The organism is Amphritea pacifica (assembly GCF_016924145.1).
GTDB lineage: Bacteria > Pseudomonadota > Gammaproteobacteria > Pseudomonadales > Balneatricaceae > Amphritea > Amphritea pacifica.
This window is the reverse complement of record NZ_JAFFZO010000010.1, coordinates 38,585-55,034: the sequence shown is the minus strand read 5'-3', so window position 1 is coordinate 55,034 and position 16,450 is coordinate 38,585. Positions and strand designations below refer to the sequence as shown.

The 16,450-nt window shown below is 49.7% G+C and carries 17 protein-coding genes; 9 read left to right on the top strand and 8 right to left on the bottom strand.

Annotated elements, in window-relative coordinates; all coding sequences use genetic code 11:
- Both JW499_RS07085 and JW499_RS07080 read right to left on the bottom strand, forming a co-directional pair.
- Nucleotides 1-957: a sulfotransferase gene (locus tag JW499_RS07085; RefSeq protein WP_205209941.1), complete on the bottom strand. Its 957-nt coding sequence runs from the start codon at nucleotides 955-957 to the stop codon at nucleotides 1-3.
- A 53-nt stretch (nucleotides 958-1,010) separates the two neighbouring features.
- Nucleotides 1,011-2,081 (bottom strand): YheC/YheD family protein, encoded by a 1,071-nt coding sequence (locus JW499_RS07080; RefSeq protein WP_205209940.1) that lies wholly within the window; start codon nucleotides 2,079-2,081, stop codon nucleotides 1,011-1,013.
- A 146-nt stretch (nucleotides 2,082-2,227) separates the two neighbouring features.
- Between JW499_RS07080 and JW499_RS07075 the strand changes: the two genes are divergently transcribed.
- The 4 genes from JW499_RS07075 to JW499_RS07060 all read left to right on the top strand — a co-directional run bounded on the left by JW499_RS07075 (nucleotide 2,228) and on the right by JW499_RS07060 (nucleotide 5,297).
- Nucleotides 2,228-2,491, top strand: a complete 264-nt coding sequence (locus JW499_RS07075; RefSeq protein WP_205209939.1) for an acyl carrier protein — start codon at nucleotides 2,228-2,230, stop codon at nucleotides 2,489-2,491.
- 358 nt (nucleotides 2,492-2,849) lie between these two features.
- Nucleotides 2,850-3,494: a hypothetical protein gene (locus JW499_RS07070; RefSeq protein ID WP_205209938.1), complete on the top strand. Its 645-nt coding sequence runs from the start codon at nucleotides 2,850-2,852 to the stop codon at nucleotides 3,492-3,494.
- A gap of 187 nt (nucleotides 3,495-3,681) precedes the next feature.
- Nucleotides 3,682-4,614: a phosphatidate cytidylyltransferase gene (locus tag JW499_RS07065; protein WP_205209937.1), complete on the top strand. Its 933-nt coding sequence runs from the start codon at nucleotides 3,682-3,684 to the stop codon at nucleotides 4,612-4,614.
- Between the two features lie 17 nt (nucleotides 4,615-4,631).
- Nucleotides 4,632-5,297, top strand: coding sequence for a lysophospholipid acyltransferase family protein (locus tag JW499_RS07060; protein WP_205209936.1), 666 nt, complete (start codon nucleotides 4,632-4,634; stop codon nucleotides 5,295-5,297).
- Here the strand turns inward: JW499_RS07060 and JW499_RS07055 are convergent.
- Nucleotides 5,294-5,935 (bottom strand): CDP-alcohol phosphatidyltransferase family protein, encoded by a 642-nt coding sequence (locus tag JW499_RS07055; protein ID WP_205209935.1) that lies wholly within the window; start codon nucleotides 5,933-5,935, stop codon nucleotides 5,294-5,296. The genes JW499_RS07060 and JW499_RS07055 overlap by 4 nt on opposite strands.
- Nucleotides 5,936-6,329: 394 nt before the next feature.
- Here JW499_RS07055 and JW499_RS07050 point away from each other — a divergent pair, with 394 nt between their 5' ends.
- Both JW499_RS07050 and JW499_RS07045 read left to right on the top strand, forming a co-directional pair.
- Nucleotides 6,330-7,910 carry a peptide chain release factor 3 gene (locus JW499_RS07050; protein WP_205209934.1) on the top strand — a complete coding sequence of 527 codons (1,581 nt, stop codon included), beginning with the start codon at nucleotides 6,330-6,332 and terminating at the stop codon, nucleotides 7,908-7,910.
- A 602-nt stretch (nucleotides 7,911-8,512) separates the two neighbouring features.
- Nucleotides 8,513-9,280 (top strand): TatD family hydrolase, encoded by a 768-nt coding sequence (locus JW499_RS07045; protein ID WP_205209933.1) that lies wholly within the window; start codon nucleotides 8,513-8,515, stop codon nucleotides 9,278-9,280.
- On the opposite strand, the gene JW499_RS07040 is transcribed toward JW499_RS07045, so the two are convergent.
- Both JW499_RS07040 and JW499_RS07035 read right to left on the bottom strand, forming a co-directional pair.
- Nucleotides 9,253-9,666 carry a hypothetical protein gene (locus JW499_RS07040; RefSeq protein ID WP_205209932.1) on the bottom strand — a complete coding sequence of 138 codons (414 nt, stop codon included), beginning with the start codon at nucleotides 9,664-9,666 and terminating at the stop codon, nucleotides 9,253-9,255. The genes JW499_RS07045 and JW499_RS07040 overlap by 28 nt on opposite strands.
- A 49-nt stretch (nucleotides 9,667-9,715) precedes the next feature.
- Nucleotides 9,716-11,623: a beta-ketoacyl synthase gene (locus JW499_RS07035; protein WP_205209931.1), complete on the bottom strand. Its 1,908-nt coding sequence runs from the start codon at nucleotides 11,621-11,623 to the stop codon at nucleotides 9,716-9,718.
- A gap of 299 nt (nucleotides 11,624-11,922) precedes the next feature.
- Between JW499_RS07035 and JW499_RS07030 the strand changes: the two genes are divergently transcribed.
- A complete protein-coding gene (locus JW499_RS07030) occupies nucleotides 11,923-12,576 on the top strand; it encodes a YiaD family glycine zipper/OmpA-like lipoprotein (RefSeq protein ID WP_091360633.1) in 654 nt (217 codons plus the stop codon).
- Between the two features lie 214 nt (nucleotides 12,577-12,790).
- Here JW499_RS07030 and JW499_RS07025 read toward each other — a convergent pair whose 3' ends face one another.
- Together JW499_RS07025 and JW499_RS07020 are read right to left on the bottom strand one after the other, a co-directional pair.
- The gene (locus tag JW499_RS07025) at nucleotides 12,791-13,201 is read right to left on the bottom strand and encodes a hypothetical protein (RefSeq protein WP_205209930.1); all 411 of its coding nucleotides are present in this window, start codon (nucleotides 13,199-13,201) and stop codon (nucleotides 12,791-12,793) included.
- 279 nt (nucleotides 13,202-13,480) lie between these two features.
- The gene (locus JW499_RS07020) at nucleotides 13,481-14,701 is read right to left on the bottom strand and encodes a flagella assembly protein FlgT (RefSeq protein ID WP_205209929.1); all 1,221 of its coding nucleotides are present in this window, start codon (nucleotides 14,699-14,701) and stop codon (nucleotides 13,481-13,483) included.
- A 128-nt stretch (nucleotides 14,702-14,829) separates the two neighbouring features.
- Between JW499_RS07020 and JW499_RS07015 the strand changes: the two genes are divergently transcribed.
- Both JW499_RS07015 and JW499_RS07010 read left to right on the top strand, forming a co-directional pair.
- Nucleotides 14,830-15,531, top strand: coding sequence for a FlgO family outer membrane protein (locus JW499_RS07015; protein ID WP_205209928.1), 702 nt, complete (start codon nucleotides 14,830-14,832; stop codon nucleotides 15,529-15,531).
- Nucleotides 15,528-16,025, top strand: coding sequence for an LPP20 family lipoprotein (locus tag JW499_RS07010; protein WP_205209927.1), 498 nt, complete (start codon nucleotides 15,528-15,530; stop codon nucleotides 16,023-16,025). Before JW499_RS07015 ends, JW499_RS07010 begins: the two co-directional genes overlap by 4 nt.
- Nucleotides 16,026-16,124: 99 nt before the next feature.
- Here the strand turns inward: JW499_RS07010 and JW499_RS07005 are convergent, their stop codons facing one another.
- The gene (locus JW499_RS07005; protein ID WP_091360627.1) at nucleotides 16,125-16,421 is read right to left on the bottom strand and encodes a DUF1244 domain-containing protein; all 297 of its coding nucleotides are present in this window, start codon (nucleotides 16,419-16,421) and stop codon (nucleotides 16,125-16,127) included.
- Nucleotides 16,422-16,450: the final 29 nt, after the last annotated feature.

Genomic DNA, 16,450 nt, shown 5'->3' with positions numbered 1-16,450 from the left:
TTAGGCGTTGGTTAATATCGGTGAGCTGCTGTTTAAGTAGCCCAACTCTTCTAGTCCAGGCTGACAAGCTAGCGTTAACCTTGCTTTATCTTTTTCATTGAGCGCATGAAAATGACTCTTTGCCGGTGAGATCTCTTTTTTTACCTGATTTATCCACTGTAAATCCTGCTCATTAAGCAGTTCTTTGTCGAAGACAAAGCGCAGAAATGATTCAAGAGCGTTGTCTGGAGAGGACATCATCTCTTCATAACTCAGGTTAAGTACGCGCGCATTCGGTTCTCTAAGGGCGGGTATCGCATTGCATACCCATTCGGACCAGAGCTTGCCAAACTCTGTAATGTCGGGGGTTTCATTCTCCCTCCAGTCTTTGCCTAGTCGTTTCATCACAAACATCCTGAAAATGGGGTGTGCTCGCATAGAACACGCAACGTCTCTGCCATCACGGTAAAAATGTATGATTTTGGCGTTCGGCCAACACCGTAAAATACTTTCACAATGGGCAAGTGAGCCGCCACTTCTCTCAATCCAGATGGTTTTGTCATGAGCTGATTTCAGGTATTCGCAAAAGCGAATGAAATGTTCTGTCGCACAGGCCTCAGGAAAATCACTAACTATCTGTCTTAATTTATTAAGGTACTTGTCTGGTTGTTGTGATAAAAGTGGTAAAGCATAGCAAAGCAAAAGTGATACTTTATCTCTTTCCTGAGGCATGAACAGACATTCACGGGTAATGCCGGACTGCCAGATATCGATTCTTTCTTCCATAGTTGGCGCAGCCAGAAGTGTGAAAAAGTCAGCCCCCGAGATTTTATTCTGGTTTTCTAAAAACGGGACGGGCATAACGGGCTCTATTAATTCCGATACAGAAAGCATCTCTGGATGAGAATGGATGGAGTCTGAAAAGAACGTTGAGCCACATCTTCCAGAACTAATTAAGAAAATTGGAGGTTGCTGCATTCGGTATCCTAATTTAAGAAGCATTGTTGATATTTCAGCTGCGGTTAAAACGCTTAGACTTCCGATGATAATTGCACTGGTTGATTATTCTGTTTCTCATAAAGGTGAATGGCATAACCGATAGTATGTCTGGCTCGTTCCATTTCATGCAAAGCACTTTGCGGCAGGGCATTTGTTTCTACTAACCACAGTTTACTATTCTCATCCAATAAGAAGTCCAGGCCAAGCTCTGACAGAGGGAGTGCAGCTACCGTGTCTTGTAACTCTGCTATTGCTATAGATACTGAAATCAGCTCTTCCTTAATGTTTTCAGCGCAAAGAGCGTTATGCTGCAAGAGGAAGGGCATTAGTTCTCCTTGATAGCCTCCTTTGCTGAAATTGGGTAGCAGAGAGCCCGCTTCAGCTACCCGTACATACGCCCTTGTAAGCGCCCAGTTTCCATCACGCCTTTTTTGTACATGGGCTCTGATATCAACAGGCCGGCCATCTTTAGCAGAGGAGTTTAAAAAGGGCTGAATGATGTAATCACGGTACTTGAGTCTGGCCGCTATCATTCTATTAGCGTGCAAAACAATCTCGCTAAGGCTACCCTGAAGTTTTTGTCGTTCAGAATCAAGTTTCCAAACGCCATCATTTTCAGAGATAAATAATAAGCCGATGCCGCGGTTGCTGTCCGCTCTTTTGATAACGCCTCCTCCCCAGTGCTTGAGAGACCGCGTTATAAACTCTGTAGGATTTGCTTTATCAATCGTTAATGTCGGAATTATATATTCACTAAGAGTTGATGCAGCAACCAGTTCAGATAGTCTGTCCTTATTCAAGCCGCTATCGGCGATAATCGTTCTGTTCTTAGTCAACCACTTGCTCAGGCTGATTTGTTCCTGGCTAATAGTCATTCCTTGAATAATAACGAGTTCAGGGATATGAATGAGGCGGGTTACCCAATTGTTTTCGCCCTCCCAGCAATATGCGCTGATCTGTTCTCTGTCTAAATCGAAGAAATCGGATTGTAAGAGCGTTAGAGTGACACCTTGTAATCTGGCTTCGGCAATTAAAGCCCGTAGACGTAACGCGGGAATAACTTGTAGTGGCTCATCCCTGAAGTAAAGAATGCCAAGGTTCATACTGAAGGCTCTTTCCTGTATTTTCAGTGCTTCAAACGATTCTACCTGCAGCCAAAACAAACGCAATTATACGCTTGCACTTTATAGGCATTTTGGTTCAATTAGTGGGCTTGTTTTATTAATTTTCATTTTGAGATGCTATATCTATGCACACTGAAAGCCTCCCTGAGTTGCATTCCTCATTGATTCGTTGGATGCAGTTATATCTTGCTACTTTATTGGGAGAAACGGCTGACGATATCAGCGTTAGCGATCCGATTAAAATCTTTGACTTAGATTCGATAGACGCAGTGACGATGGCAATTGAGCTGGAAGACAGATTTGATATGCGACTAACGCCAGAGTATTTCTTGAATGGAAAGCTGTCAATTACTGATGTGGCCAACGCCATAACAGATAGTACGATCTGATTTTCATGATTTGATTCTTAAAATTACTGTGGATGCTGTATTGGGGGAGAGGTTCACGGGCTTCTGGAAATATGCCGTTGGGGGAGATACTGCCGCAGCAGGCGGCCTTAACCATCGGGTTGTTGTTTGAAAATATCGGCAATCATTAAATTTTGTTCTCCATCTCGGGCTTATTGCTGATCCTGTGTCGATATTTATAAAGTCGCAATAGATATGATTTAAGCTTAAATGGCGATAAAGATAGAAGAGCAGAGGCCCATCCCCTTTTCAAGGGGATTTGTTTTTATGGCTACCTGATTGTTGTACAGACAATCTTGATGCTACTCTTCAACTCTTTAGAGAGGGCCTGTATACAACCATGAAACTGAGAACAATCTTTCAGCGATCTCTCTGGTTTATCGCTGTGCTGATGGTATCGAAAAGCAATGCTCAGGTTTCTCTGGACTGTGCTGTCGATGAAGCGCCTGCTTATGTGATTACCTATGATCATTTTGTTACCCGTCTGATCGATGAGCAGCCCGACAGGAAGGGGCGTCAGGTTGTTATAGCAACAGCCGACACCAGCTATTTTGAAGAAACGGGCGGGATGCTCACTATGCAGGCCCGGCAGCGGGGTGAAATAACCTACATCCCCTATCGTAAACAGCGCTGGGAAACCTCTGATGCGGAGTACACCTATCTCTCTGTAGGCAATATTGCCAGAGTCCGGATGCATCCGGTGACTGAAAAGAACCTTACCCCTTATGCGCTGCTATCTGATAAAGATCCTGTACGGACAATCGCAGATTATCAGTGCAACTGGAGTGAGGAGGATATGGCCGGGATACAGACGACGCAGCGATGCGAAGCCGTTTTTTACGGTTGGGTAATCCCTCTTTATACGCGAAAGATGGCCCAGGAACGGGACATTCTGTTGTCCGAAGCGACTGACATCAGTCAGCGCTGCGTCAAGAAAGAAAGCGTATATGTACCTGAAGACAAGCCCTGGAAGTTTTCCGAATAAGGCGGCTGAAACTACAGTTTAACTATAGTTTAGCTACAGGACTTGTCGAAAATCTGGCTAAAGAGATCAGGCGTGATTGCCACAGTATTAAGTTATGTTTTGATTACAGTATACTGTTACGCGGGTAGAATTTAGCCTTTCAATATTAGGTACTTTACGCATTTATTTAAAAGGATTTTGAAAGCATATGTTTGGTGTACCGACTCACTCGTTTTATCTGATCCTGCTGGTGGTTATTCTACTGATGAGCGGTAGCCTGATTAGCTATCGTATGCAACAGAAGCATCCTGATAAAGATTACACTGAACTCCGACAGCGGGTGCAGTCCTGGTGGATGATGATCGGTATTCTGTTTGCGGCTCTACTGTTTAATCAGGTCCTGGCCATTGTCTTTTTTGGCTTTCTCAGTTTTCTGGCCCTCAAAGAGTTTCTTTCGATTGTACCTACCCGGCAAACAGACCGGAGAGTGATATTCTGGGCCTATCTGTCAATTCCCGTGCAGTACTACTGGGTGTCTATTGGCTGGTACGGCATGTTTATTATCTTTATCCCGGTGTACATCTTTCTGTTGCTGCCGGTGCGGATGGTGCTGCTGGGGGAAACAAAAGGGTTCATTCGTTCGGTGGGGATTCTTCACTGGGCAACCATGCTGACCGTCTTTGCCATTAGTCATATCGCTTATCTGCTGGTGTTGCCGGTGAAGAATGAGATGGCCGGTTATATCGGTCCGGTATTGTTTCTGCTGTTTATGACGCAGTTTAACGATGTCTGTCAGTATATCTGGGGTAAGCGATTCGGCCGTCATAAGATTATTCCAAAGGTCAGTCCGAATAAAACCTGGGAGGGGTTTCTTGGCGGGGTTGCGTCCATCACTCTGTTGGCGGGTCTGACTGCGCCGTTGCTGACGCCGTTGCTCTGGTGGCAGGGGTTGATGGCCGGATTACTGATCAGTGTCAGCGGTTTCTTTGGTGATGTGGTGATCTCTTCGGTTAAGCGGGATCTGCAGATAAAAGATACCGGTAATCTGATCCCCGGGCATGGGGGGATTTTGGACCGGATGGATAGTCTGCTGTTTACTGCGCCGCTATTTTTTCACTTTCTGTTTTATAGCCACTATTGAACGGCGGAGAAATGCCCATGGATAGACTGATTAAGGTGCTGTTTTTTGCTTTGCTGGTTAAGCCGGTGGTATTGCTGTTATTGGGGTTAAATGTCCGCGGCAGGAATAACCTGCCAGATAGCGGCCCAGCCATCGTGATTGCTAACCATAACAGCCATCTGGATACGCTGGTGCTGCTCAGCCTGTTTCCGTTATCGATGATCCATAGAGTGAGACCGGTGGCGGCGGCCGATTATTTTCTGGGTAATGGTGGTATTCTGGCCTGGGTAGCGTTGAAATGCATCGGTATTATTCCCCTGGATCGCAGTGGTGGTGCGGATCGCGAAACACTGTTCAGCGGTTGTACCCGGGCATTGAATGCGGGGGATATTCTGGTGCTGTTTCCAGAGGGTAGCCGGGGTAAGCCGGAACAGCTCAGTCGACTGAAAAAAGGGGTGTACTATCTGATCAAAGAGCGCGGAGATATCCCGGTGGTGCCTGCGATGTTGCATGGTCTTGGCCGGGCGCTGCCGAAAGGGGAAGCGTTGCTGGTCCCCTTTAATTGTGACGTGGTTGTGGGTGAAAGCCTGACCGAACGCCAGACTGCCGCCGGTTTTATGAACTCGGCGGCCGAATCATTTAAGCAGTTATCCGCCTATTGTCTGACCCTGCCTGCGGCTGACGCCGATGATGTGGCGGTTTAATCAGCCTCAGCTGCGGTGTTGCCGTTAACTTCGCGCAGGGCTGATTTAGCGCGGTTAACAATGGTGGCAACAAGCAAAACGGTAATCAGTAATAAAACCAGCGTACTCCAGGTGCCAGGGTTAATGCCCAGCGCATAGAGTAATCCCAGCACACCAAAGAACAGTGCCCGGTCGCTTTTGCCGGAAGGTCCATCATAACGGCGGCTGGCACCGATCTGCACAGCCACAACGCCGATCATCTCACTCATCACCGCCAGCAATGTCAGCATCACCAGCAGCGGAATATTGATACCCGGCAGGGCGGCAAACGCCAGAAACAGCGCGCTGTCGGACACGACATCGCCCATCTCATTGAGAATGGCCCCTTGGGGAGTCGACATATTGTGCTCGCGGGCGAGCATACCATCGATATTATTCAGCGCCATGCGGATAAACATCCAGAGAGGGACTGACAGCCATAGCAGTGGCGTTATCAGGCTATTCGCGGTGGAAAAATAGAGCGATCCCGCCAGTAAAACGGAGCCGAGCATTGCGGTCACAGTAACCTGGTTGGCTGTGACGCCCTTGTTGGCTAGTTGATTGGTCAGTGGGCGTAGCAGGTCTGAAAAGGCACTTTTAAGTTGATAAACACTGGGCATCTTGATTCCTTTTATAACTGCGCTTGTCGTTTGAGCGGTTGAATCGCTAAGCTGCTTCGTCACTTAGCGTTGTTGGGCTTAGTATCAGGTTATTCCGGTGGAAATGAACTGAGAAAGACCCGGGTAGTATCCGGTGATACGGATTGTATTGACTGATTCGACCCTCCGCGGAGGGTTGGTGGCCTCTGATAGACGGGATGTTCGGAATGGCTGATTTCATCATCTGACTCACATGCTGATCCTTAGCTTTAACTGGCAGTTTCTCAGGAATCTGGACTGAGTCAATAGCTTTCAGTTGTGGATTTGGGGCATATCAGGGAAAATAGCGCCCAATGATATTTTCTGGCTTCTGCCGTGTAGTGTGCAGGGCTGTTTCCAAAGTAACCGGATCTCTATGTCTAGTATCTCTAAGGAAGTGTCGATTCGTCGGACTTTCGCGATTATCTCTCACCCGGATGCGGGTAAAACCACCATTACCGAAAAACTGCTGCTGTTCGGAAACCTGATTCAGAAAGCAGGAACGGTCAAAGGTAAGAAATCTGATCGTCATGCGACGTCTGACTGGATGAGCATGGAACAGGAGCGGGGTATCTCGGTGACATCATCGGTGATGCAGTTTCCCCATAACGGTCGTATTGTTAATCTGCTGGATACTCCCGGACACGAAGACTTTTCGGAAGATACCTACCGCACACTGACGGCTGTCGACTCGGCGCTGATGGTGGTGGATGGTGCTAAGGGTGTCGAGGACCGGACGATTAAACTGATGGAAGTCTGTCGTCTTCGCGATACGCCGATTCTCTCCTTTGTCAACAAGATGGACCGGGATATCCGTGATCCGATTGAGTTGCTGGATGAGATCGAAGAGGTGCTGAAAATTGCGGCTGCGCCGATTACCTGGCCAATTGGGATGGGTAAGGATTTTCGCGGGGTATATAACCTTTATACCGATACGATCCATGTGTTTACGCCGGGACAGGGCAGTATTATTCCGGATGATATCCAGGTTAAAGGGCTGGCAAGCAGCGAAGCTGAGGCGTTACTGGGCAACCTCTACGAAGATTTTCTGGAGGAGATCGACCTGGTACGGGGCGCGAGTCACGAATATGATCAGGAAGAGTATCTGGCGGGTCGTCAGACGCCTGTATATTTTGGAACGGCACTGTCAAACTTTGGCGTGCGTGAAATGCTGGATGGTTTTGTGGAGTTTGCTCCCTCTCCGATCGCGCGGGAAACCATTAGCCGGACAGTTGCTGCGGATGAAGAGGCGTTTTCTGGCTTCGTGTTTAAGATTCAGGCCAATATGGACCCTAAACACCGTGACCGGATCGCCTTTATGCGGGTTTGCTCGGGGAGTTATACCCGGGGTATGAAGATGCGCCATGTGCGGATCAACAAAGATGTGAAGATCGCCGACGCGGTGACTTTTCTCGCCGGTGACCGTTCCAATGTAGAGGAAGCCTGGTCTGGTGATATTATCGGTTTGCACAACCACGGTACGATCCAGATAGGTGATACCTTTACCGAAGGAGAAGATCTGAAGTTTACCGGTATTCCCCACTTTGCACCGGAGATGTTCCGTCGGGTACGGGCTAAAGACCCCCTGAAGATGAAACAGTTGCAGAAAGGTTTGCAACAGCTGTCGGAAGAGGGGGCGGTACAGCTGTTCCAGCCGATCAACAAGAACGACCTGATTCTCGGGGCGGTGGGCCAGTTGCAGTTTGAGGTGGTGGTGTACCGTCTTAAAGATGAGTACAAGGTTGAGTGTATGTATGAGCCGGTGACCATCGCAACCGCCCGCTGGGTTGAGTGTGATGATGCCCGCAAGCTGGAAGAGTTCCGCCGTAAAGGGGGGGATAACCTGGCCCTGGACGGTGGTGGTTTGCTAACCTACCTGGCACCGACGCGGGTAAACCTGAGTCTCACTGAGGAGCGCTGGCCGGATATGCGTTTCCGGGCGACCCGGGAGCATTAAACAGGAAAACGCGCCACTGGCGCGTTTTTTAGGTTCATCGCGCTTTATCGGGAAAGGATGCCAGCATATTTGATCTTCTGTGGATCGATACAACAGCTTAAAAGAGACTCACCACAGAGGACACAGAGGAAAGCTTATAAATAGCGTTTCTCGGCGTTCTCTGGACCCTGTACTTAGCATGCTCTCTGGGTACTCTGGTAAAACACTGCCTTATGCTTTTCAGCGTCAAATATCCATACCTTCGCCCGCCGGTTGTGGCGCGGCATCCTGCAACGTCAGGAGTTTTTGCTTTTACCGCCGACAAAGGTCGCTTTGCCGCGATTTTAAATATCTGGAGAGGGCACCAACCAGACCTGAACCGGGAAGGTATCAATGCTTTCTGTATCCTTCCCCATAACACGCAAGAATACTTTTTGGGTGGCCAGAAAGAGCGTTCTACAAATAGATATACCGACTTATAAACTTGATACTCTTGAGGAAGGCTCTTAAACTTTCACTAGCCACTAGCCACTAGCCACTAGCCACTAGCCACTAGCCACTAGCCACTAGCCACTAGCCACTAGCCACTAGCCACTAATTCTCGTCAGGCAGCGATTTATTCTATGCCGCTTATTGATACCCACTGCCATCTGGATTTTCCGGAACTGGCAGACGACATAGACAGTGTTCTTAAACGTGCCCGGGACAAGGGTGTGACGGGGTTTGTGGTGCCTGGTGTATCCGAGCCCCACTGGAACCGTCTATTAACGCTGTGTGTCCGGTATTCCGCGTTATACCCCGCGCTGGGTTTGCACCCCTGCTTCGATCATCCTGCTGCAGAGCATGATCTGCAGCGGCTGGAACGGGAGCTTCAGAATCATCCCGAGTTGGTTGCGGTCGGTGAGACAGGGCTGGATCTGTTTATCCCTCAGGCTGATCTGCAACAGCAACTTGCGATTTTTGTCCCCCAATTACAGCTGGCAGATCAGTTTGATAAACCGGTACTGTTACATGTTCGGAAAGCCCATGATCAGGTGTTGAAACAGTTGCGACAGATCAAACTGAAGCGGGCAGGGCTGGTGCATGCCTTTTCGGGTAGTGAACAGCAGGCCCGTGAGTATCTGAAACTGGGGTATAAGCTTGGGATCGGTGGCGCGGTCACCTATGATCGTGCGACAAAACTCAGACGGCTGGTGGCAGAGCTGCCGCTGGAAAGTTTTGTCTTCGAGACCGACAGCCCGGATATGCCGTTACTGGGGTATCAGGGACAGCTGAACTACCCCGAGCGGGTGGCAAAGGTTGCCGCGGTGGTTGCTAAACTCAGGCAGGAACCGCTGGCTGAAGTGATCGGGGTGACCAGTGCTCAGTCAATTAACCTTTTAGGGTTGTAGAGAGATTCTTCAATATGTTTGAGGGTTTTCCATACAGTATCGGTCTGTTTGTTGGCCCCAAGCCTATAGTAACGACCGTTTTCGCTGTCTTTTACTATCGGGTATTTAGCATTCTCAGAGGTAAGTAGCATGTGAATCAGGGCTTTTAGAGAGTTTTTCCCAGATAATTTCTGACTGTATGCCTCTTCGATCGGTTTGAAGTAGGGTAGCCCTGTGCCAATGAGTGTCATGCTAAGGCATTGTTTTGTATTCCCCCGGCAGTATTCATAATCTTTCAGGTCAACAGTGTAGTAACTGGTGTCCACCGGTTCAGACAGTTTACTTATGCTGTCCATGCATCCGGTCAGGGCCAGGGTTATAAGCAGTGCGGTGATAACTCTGAACATGTGATTTCCTGATGGTCTGTTGTTATAAGGCTGAAGCCTGAGTGCCGGTTCAGTTCATATCGTCAAACGGATTCTCAATATCCAGGCTGACTGGCTGGTTATAGCCTGGAAGCCTGATCACCCGGTTACTGATCTCAAGGTCTTCACCGGCCAGCACATTGTGATCATAGAGATAGATTGGTCGGGTCAGCCCCTTAATGCTGTCCTGATCATAGCGGTTAGCCATCTCCCGTGTGATAGCACGTTTATCCTGGTAGCGATTGATCGCTTCCTGGCCATGACGTTTCAGTAGCATCTGCTCAGTAATGTGGGGAGCCAGGACAACCGCGCTGGCATTATTACCACCAAACCCTTTGGAGTTCAGAATTATCGAGTCCATGCCTTGTGGGCCAACATCAATATGCTGGTTACTCAGGTTAAGATTGCTGTTGTGGATATCGCTGGCAAACTCAGGTGTGGTAGTGATGCCGGGAATATAGCCATACTGCCATACCCCCAGAGACAGGTTCATCTGATCGCCACCGGCGGTTCCCTGTGAATGACCGATAAAGCATTTTAGTGCAGCCACTGTCCAGTTCTGAATTCCAAAGGCTTTCGCGGTCTCATTGATGACATGGGACTCAGTGACTCTGTTCTGCGGTGTGCTGGTACCATGGGCCTGTACGAAACTGCGCTGATGCAGGGAGGTCTGTCCCAGCATGCTTTGTACCAGCGATGCTGCTTTGCCCATGGTGATATAGTTGCCGATACCGGGGGCCGAGATCGATTTCTTGTGGCCATCTGCGTTGACGAACACTTCAGGAACTGCCCCATAGATATCTGCACCCAGCTCAATAGCCAGATCATCGCTCATCAGCAGGGTGAACTGGGAAGATTCGGCGATCGTAAAACCACAGTTATTGCCAAAGGGGCGACAGGCTTTACGGTAATCATCGCCACTCAGTTCGGCAAGGTTATCCAGTGCCAGAAGGTCTTTATCCTCTGCCAATGCCCCCATTGAGCGAAAGCCTTCAATAACTTCCTGGGTCACCGGAGCATCACTGCCACCCACTAAGACCACTTTGCGGCGCCCGGAACGGATATCGTTTACAGCGTTGCGCAGGTTGTAAAGAAAGGTCGCACAGGCCCCCAGTGAACCGCCGGTTACGCCCACGCTGCCCAGTATGTAAGCGTTGACAAAATCCGCGGGCATCTGTGCGTAGCCCAGTGGCATCTGTTTTGAGGTTGTGCGCTTGCCGATAGATGGATATTTAGTCAGACCGCCAAACCCCAGATCATCAAGCTGACCGATGGAGTTGCTGGCGTAAACACCGATCTGATCAGGGCTGACGGCGGCGGCAATTTTATCCCAGGGGATTCCGGCAGAGTTGAGAGCATCGGAAGCCCCAAATACGGTCATCTGGATATTGCGGGGATGGTTGCGCGACTGGTATAGCTTGCCGGGCTGGAAACCGCTGGGCAACTGGCCGGCTGACTGTACCAACGCTTCTTTAAAGTCCGGAAAAATAACCTCCAGATCACCTGTCAGTGTCACTTCAATCTGAGTGGCAGACAGAGGCTTTAACGACCAGTTAGCGGGAATGTTCTGCGGCAGTTGGCGTTTGCGCAGGGTAAAAGTGATCGGCTCGGCAGCATTGATCGTAGCGGGTTTATTGAATGTGACGTTATGAACATCGAAACACTCTTTTTCAATCCGGCGAATCAGGGTGTTATTACACACCTGTGGGGTGATCGCCTCCAGCAGTTCGCTGACAGGCGTCGGGTTTCCCTTCTGATCGACATAGCTGTTGTCCCGATAGCCAGCCAGTCCTGTCAGGGTCGCCAGGTCAAGCAGGGTTTCGTTGCGCTTATCGCTGCTGAGTTTATCGAGGATCAGGCGACGATAGCCATGGTGAAAGGAACTGCGTCCGGCTGGGCTGATGCCGCCAAACCCCACGATGACTGGTAGCTGAGACAAGTGATAATCCTCGGGCAGAATGATTCGATCGCAATACAAAGGTCGTACTTATGTGTTAAGAAGAGATTCTATAAGTTGTTGTAACCTGAGGCCAGATCTATCTCGGGAAAAATGCCTCGCTCAGGTGATATTCAGCTTAAAAAACGATAATTTACCAATCAGATTGGCTAAGGGGGAACTTAGTTGGCAGAATAGAAACTAACCCCGGTTAAGATAAACGAGATCATCACAGGTTTTGTCAATTCACAGTATCGTCTGAATCAGGCTGAACTTTTTCACAGATCCTCAAAGGAGTGATAATGAAAAAAATTATTGTTTTAGCTGGTGCAATAGCACTGGCGGGATGCCAGACAATGGATCCATACACCCAGGAAGCAAAAACCAGCAACGCCACAACAGGTGCCGGAATCGGCGCGGTTGCCGGTGCGGTTCTGGGGAATGCAGTGGCAGGCAAAGGTAAAAGAACGGAAGGTGCGATTGCCGGTGCTCTATTGGGTGGCGCCGTGGGTGGCGGCATCGGTTACTACATGGACCAGCAGGAGATGCTACTGCGGCAGGAGCTGGAAGGCACTGGCGTACGGGTGGAGCGTATAGGCGACTCAATCCGGCTGATTATGCCGGGTAATGTGACCTTCCCAACCGGCTCATACAATATTGATCAGGGCTTCTATCCGACCCTGAGCTCTGTCGCCAAGGTGCTGATCAAATTTGATAAGACCGTCGTCAATGTCGATGGTTTTACCGACAGCACCGGCTCTTTTGAAACCAATCAGACCCTGTCTGAGCGTCGCGCTGCCAGCGTAGCCCAGTATCTGTCCAGCAAAGGAGTTGCCCCGCTGCGCCTGCAATCCCGCGGCTATGGTGAGCGCTATCCGGTGGCCAGTAATGATACCGCCGGCGGCCGGGCGATGAACCGCCGGGTGGAAGTAAATATTCGCGGGACGCAGAAATAATTGCGGAGCAATTATTTCAAGACCGCCGCTTCGCGGCTCGCTAGAACGTGACTTCGTCACTCGCTAGACGGAAACTTCGTTTCCTTGCTAGAAAAAGCATAAAAAAGAACCGTCATTTGGCGGTTTTTTTGTGTCATGTTTTCAATGAGGATTCATAGGGTTAACTAACGACATTAAGAAGATGCTTTTGATAACTTTATACAACTGCCATTTGTTACCTAAAGCCATTCTTGGTGGCAGGAAGCCATCGAAGAAAGCCAAGCAGCATAGATGCAAACCAATATATAAATATTGACACTCCAAACTCACGAAAACCAGCATCAAAATAATCCCGTTCAGAGACATAAATGATACCGACAACTATCGTACAGAGAGCAGAGTATGAGATGTCATGCTGCATAAGATTCTTGACGTTTATAGAAGGGTAAAGGCCATGAAATTTCTTCCTGTAGTACCTGTTTCCTACTATCACTCTGAGAATCACAACAGGCATGGCAATTAGAAGCATAATAACTAAATGGCCAAGTCGTTCATCATGTAACATTAAATCTTCTGGGGTTAATGCCTGATTAATTCTAATAGCCCAGTACAACGACAGGTAAGCAAATAAAAAAACAAATTCCATGTCATAAATTTTCCTAAGCAGCTCTCTGGACAATCCTTTGAGAAGGATTTGCCATTATTGTAGCGGGCAATTTGACTCAGTTCAGTTTCTGATTCAAGTTATTGCAATGATCCACTGACTTTATAGCTCAAAGCAGTTCTAACAGAGCGAGCAATAAAGTTATCTCTTCTTTGCTTTTTCTAGCAAGAAAAACGAAGTTTTTCGTCTAGCTCCTAGCAAGCGACGCAGTCGCGTCTAGCTAGCCGCTTCGCGGCGGTCTGCCTGTTAAGCGCTTCGCGCTTACCAGGAAATCACGACATCATCCGGCTGTATATTGTAGATTGCACCATCCTCCGCCAGCCGGCCGATGGCGAACATCGGTTGTACTTCGGTGACGGTCATGGTTTTGCGGGTGTTGGTCAGTTGTATGTGGCTGCGCATATCGTCAGTGTAGAAGTTTGATTTGCGATACACCGTGAGTTTATCGCCCACTTTTATACCCGCCAGGGCTCCGGCATTGAACCAGAGCAGGTTGTCCTCGCTTTTGGTGATGCGTGCAGAGAAAGGCATGCAGCGCAGTTCATCATTGAGGTCGGCAGCCACCTGATTCAGCAGTTCCCGGGTTTGCTTGCCGTAGTCCTGACGCCAGAATTCGGCGCTGGCAAAGCCGGGTCGGGCTTCTGGTTCAAGGTTCCAGCGTCCGGCGGTGGCGTATTGTTTGCTGAAGAGCAGGGCACCGGAAAAACCATCGTGGATATACAGGTCCAGCACCAGTGTACGCAGGTGGCGTTTGCTGCGGTAATCGAGGCGGTTGTAGAGGTCGACCAGAATATTGCGCTGTGGATCGATGACGGAGGAGTCGTACAGGCTGATATCACGGATGACCCCGGAGACGATATATTGCACATCCAGTTGGCGGGTGTAGTCCAGTACGGTGGTCAGGGCACCGGCGCTGAGCTGGCGGGTGGGGGCGGTGGCCGGGGCTTCAAGTACATTGAGCATACCGGCGTTGAGTGCCCTCAGGTTGCTGGTCTGGTTGATCTGATTGCTGAGCAGGCTGCTCAGTTCTGTTGGCATATTACTGAGTGCGCCAAGACTGGCCTGTTGTGGATAGAGCAGGGGAAAGGCGGTTACCGCCACCGATTTCTGGTAGCCGTGTCCGGAGACGCCCGCGGCGCAACCCTCTTCGAAATCGATATCGGCGCGGACTTTGACCCACAGCATCCGCCCCTGAATTTTTTCATCCAGAATCTCAACGTTGCTCACCATTCCCAGCGTGCTGACCTGCATATTGTCGATGCTTAATACCCCCTGATCGATGCTCTGGGTGCTGCTGACAATGGCGCTGGCCTGCAGAGAGGCTTGTTGGGTGGCATTCTTGATGGCGGCCTGGCGGGCAGAATCAATATCCTTGTCGAATATCAGTGCGCGTCCCTCTGCTTCCATCGTAACGGCATGCAGTGACAGGCTGAGAAGGCTGAACAAGAGTGCTGCGGCGATACGAATCATAGGGCTAAACATACTTTCTGGCTGACCGATAATACACTAAGGTATGCAAATTATTGATCTGTTGCAATACGGCAGGGACTGTTTAAGTGCCTGATTTATGTTAGTTTAAACGGATATTTAATTCTGGGTGTCGGGTGTCGATGAGATATTCTTTACTGCTTTGGTCTGTTTTGCTGGCCGGCTGTGCGCTGAATGAGCCGGTTCCTGTGGCGGTGCAGAGTGTAGATCCGCAGGCGCTGGAGCAGATGCGTGCAGCGGAAGCGGCGAATCTTGAAGCGCAGCGTGAGTTAGCCAAACATGAAGTTCAGGTGGTGGGAGATCAGCCTTCGGGCGCTGATCCGCTAAGCGAAGCGGTGGCGCAGATGGCGGTGCAGTTGAATGTTGGCCTGGCTGAGAATCGTATTAAGCGGCTGCCGATTGCGATTCTCCCCTTTGTGCAACTGGGTAACAAAGCCTCAGGAACGCCGACCGGTGAGCGACTGAGTGAGAACTTTATTTTTCAGTTACAGCAGCATGGTTATAATCTGGTCGATTTTCGTGCTGTGAGTCTGAATACTACGGTGAAAGATCCACTCTCCACAGAGAACCTGTCGGGTATTCGTAACCGTTTCAGAATCCATTTTGTGCTGACCGGCACCTACAGTCAGCACCCGGATGGCATCATTGTCAATGCCCGGGTGCTGGACACTACCAGTCGCCAGATTATGGCGTCGGCCCAGACCAATATTCCTTCTGTGCGTCTGGAAGGTGCCCTGCCGGGCTATGACCCGATCAAAGCGATGGATGAAGGTATGATTATTGAGAATGGGACACGTCAACCGGCTTCGGAGAGTAAACAATGATTACGGGCGTCTGGCGTTTCAGCAAGGGGCTTAAATGCCTGACACAGGCGATGCTGACAATGTTGCTGGTGATCTCGCTGACGGGCTGCGAGACCTTTGTTGAGTCCACAAAAGATATTGTTTCGGCGCTACCGGATCTGCCGCCCAGGGTGGATGAAACGCCGATTGAGCCCAACTGGGTTCAGGTGACAGGTTATGCTCCTATCAGTCTGCAGGAGGGGCAAACCCAGCAGCATAAGGTGCTGATGGCGATGAAAGCCTCAAAGCTGGATGCTTATCGTGAGCTGACTGCGCTGGTGCATGGGCAATATCTGGCCGGGACGACATCGGTGAAGGATATGGTCTTGAAGAACAACCAGTTTCAGGGGGCGGTAGCCGGCATTGTCCGCGGCGCAAGGGTGGTGAAAAGTTATCCGGTGCAGACCGATGTTTACGCCACGATTCTGGAGATCGATCTGAATCAGGTACAGCGTGCCTGGCAGGCCAGTCAATAGTTACGGTGTGTGATGGTCGTCTGAATAGAAAAAACGCCGGTCAAATCAGACCGGCGTTTTTTTTCTGCGTTGCTCTGGTAAAGCCTGGGAAGTGAGGTGTTATCCCGGCTTCTGAGTCGCTTCGTAGGCAGCCAGTTGTTCAGGGGTTGCCTTTTTCTGATGTTTCTCTTTCCACTCGGAGTATGGCATGCCGTAGACCTGCTCGCAGGCTGCTTCGTAACTCAGTTCTACTCCCCGTTCGTCGGCAGCGGCTTTGTACCACTTGGACAGGCAGTTGCGGCAGAAGCCTGCCAGAATCATCAGATCGATATTCTGTACATCTTTGCGTTGGTCCAGATGTTGTACCAGGCGGCGAAAGGCTGCCGCTTCGAGTTCGGTCTGTGTCTGTTTATCCATAGTTTATCCTTATGTCAGTAAGTTCACCG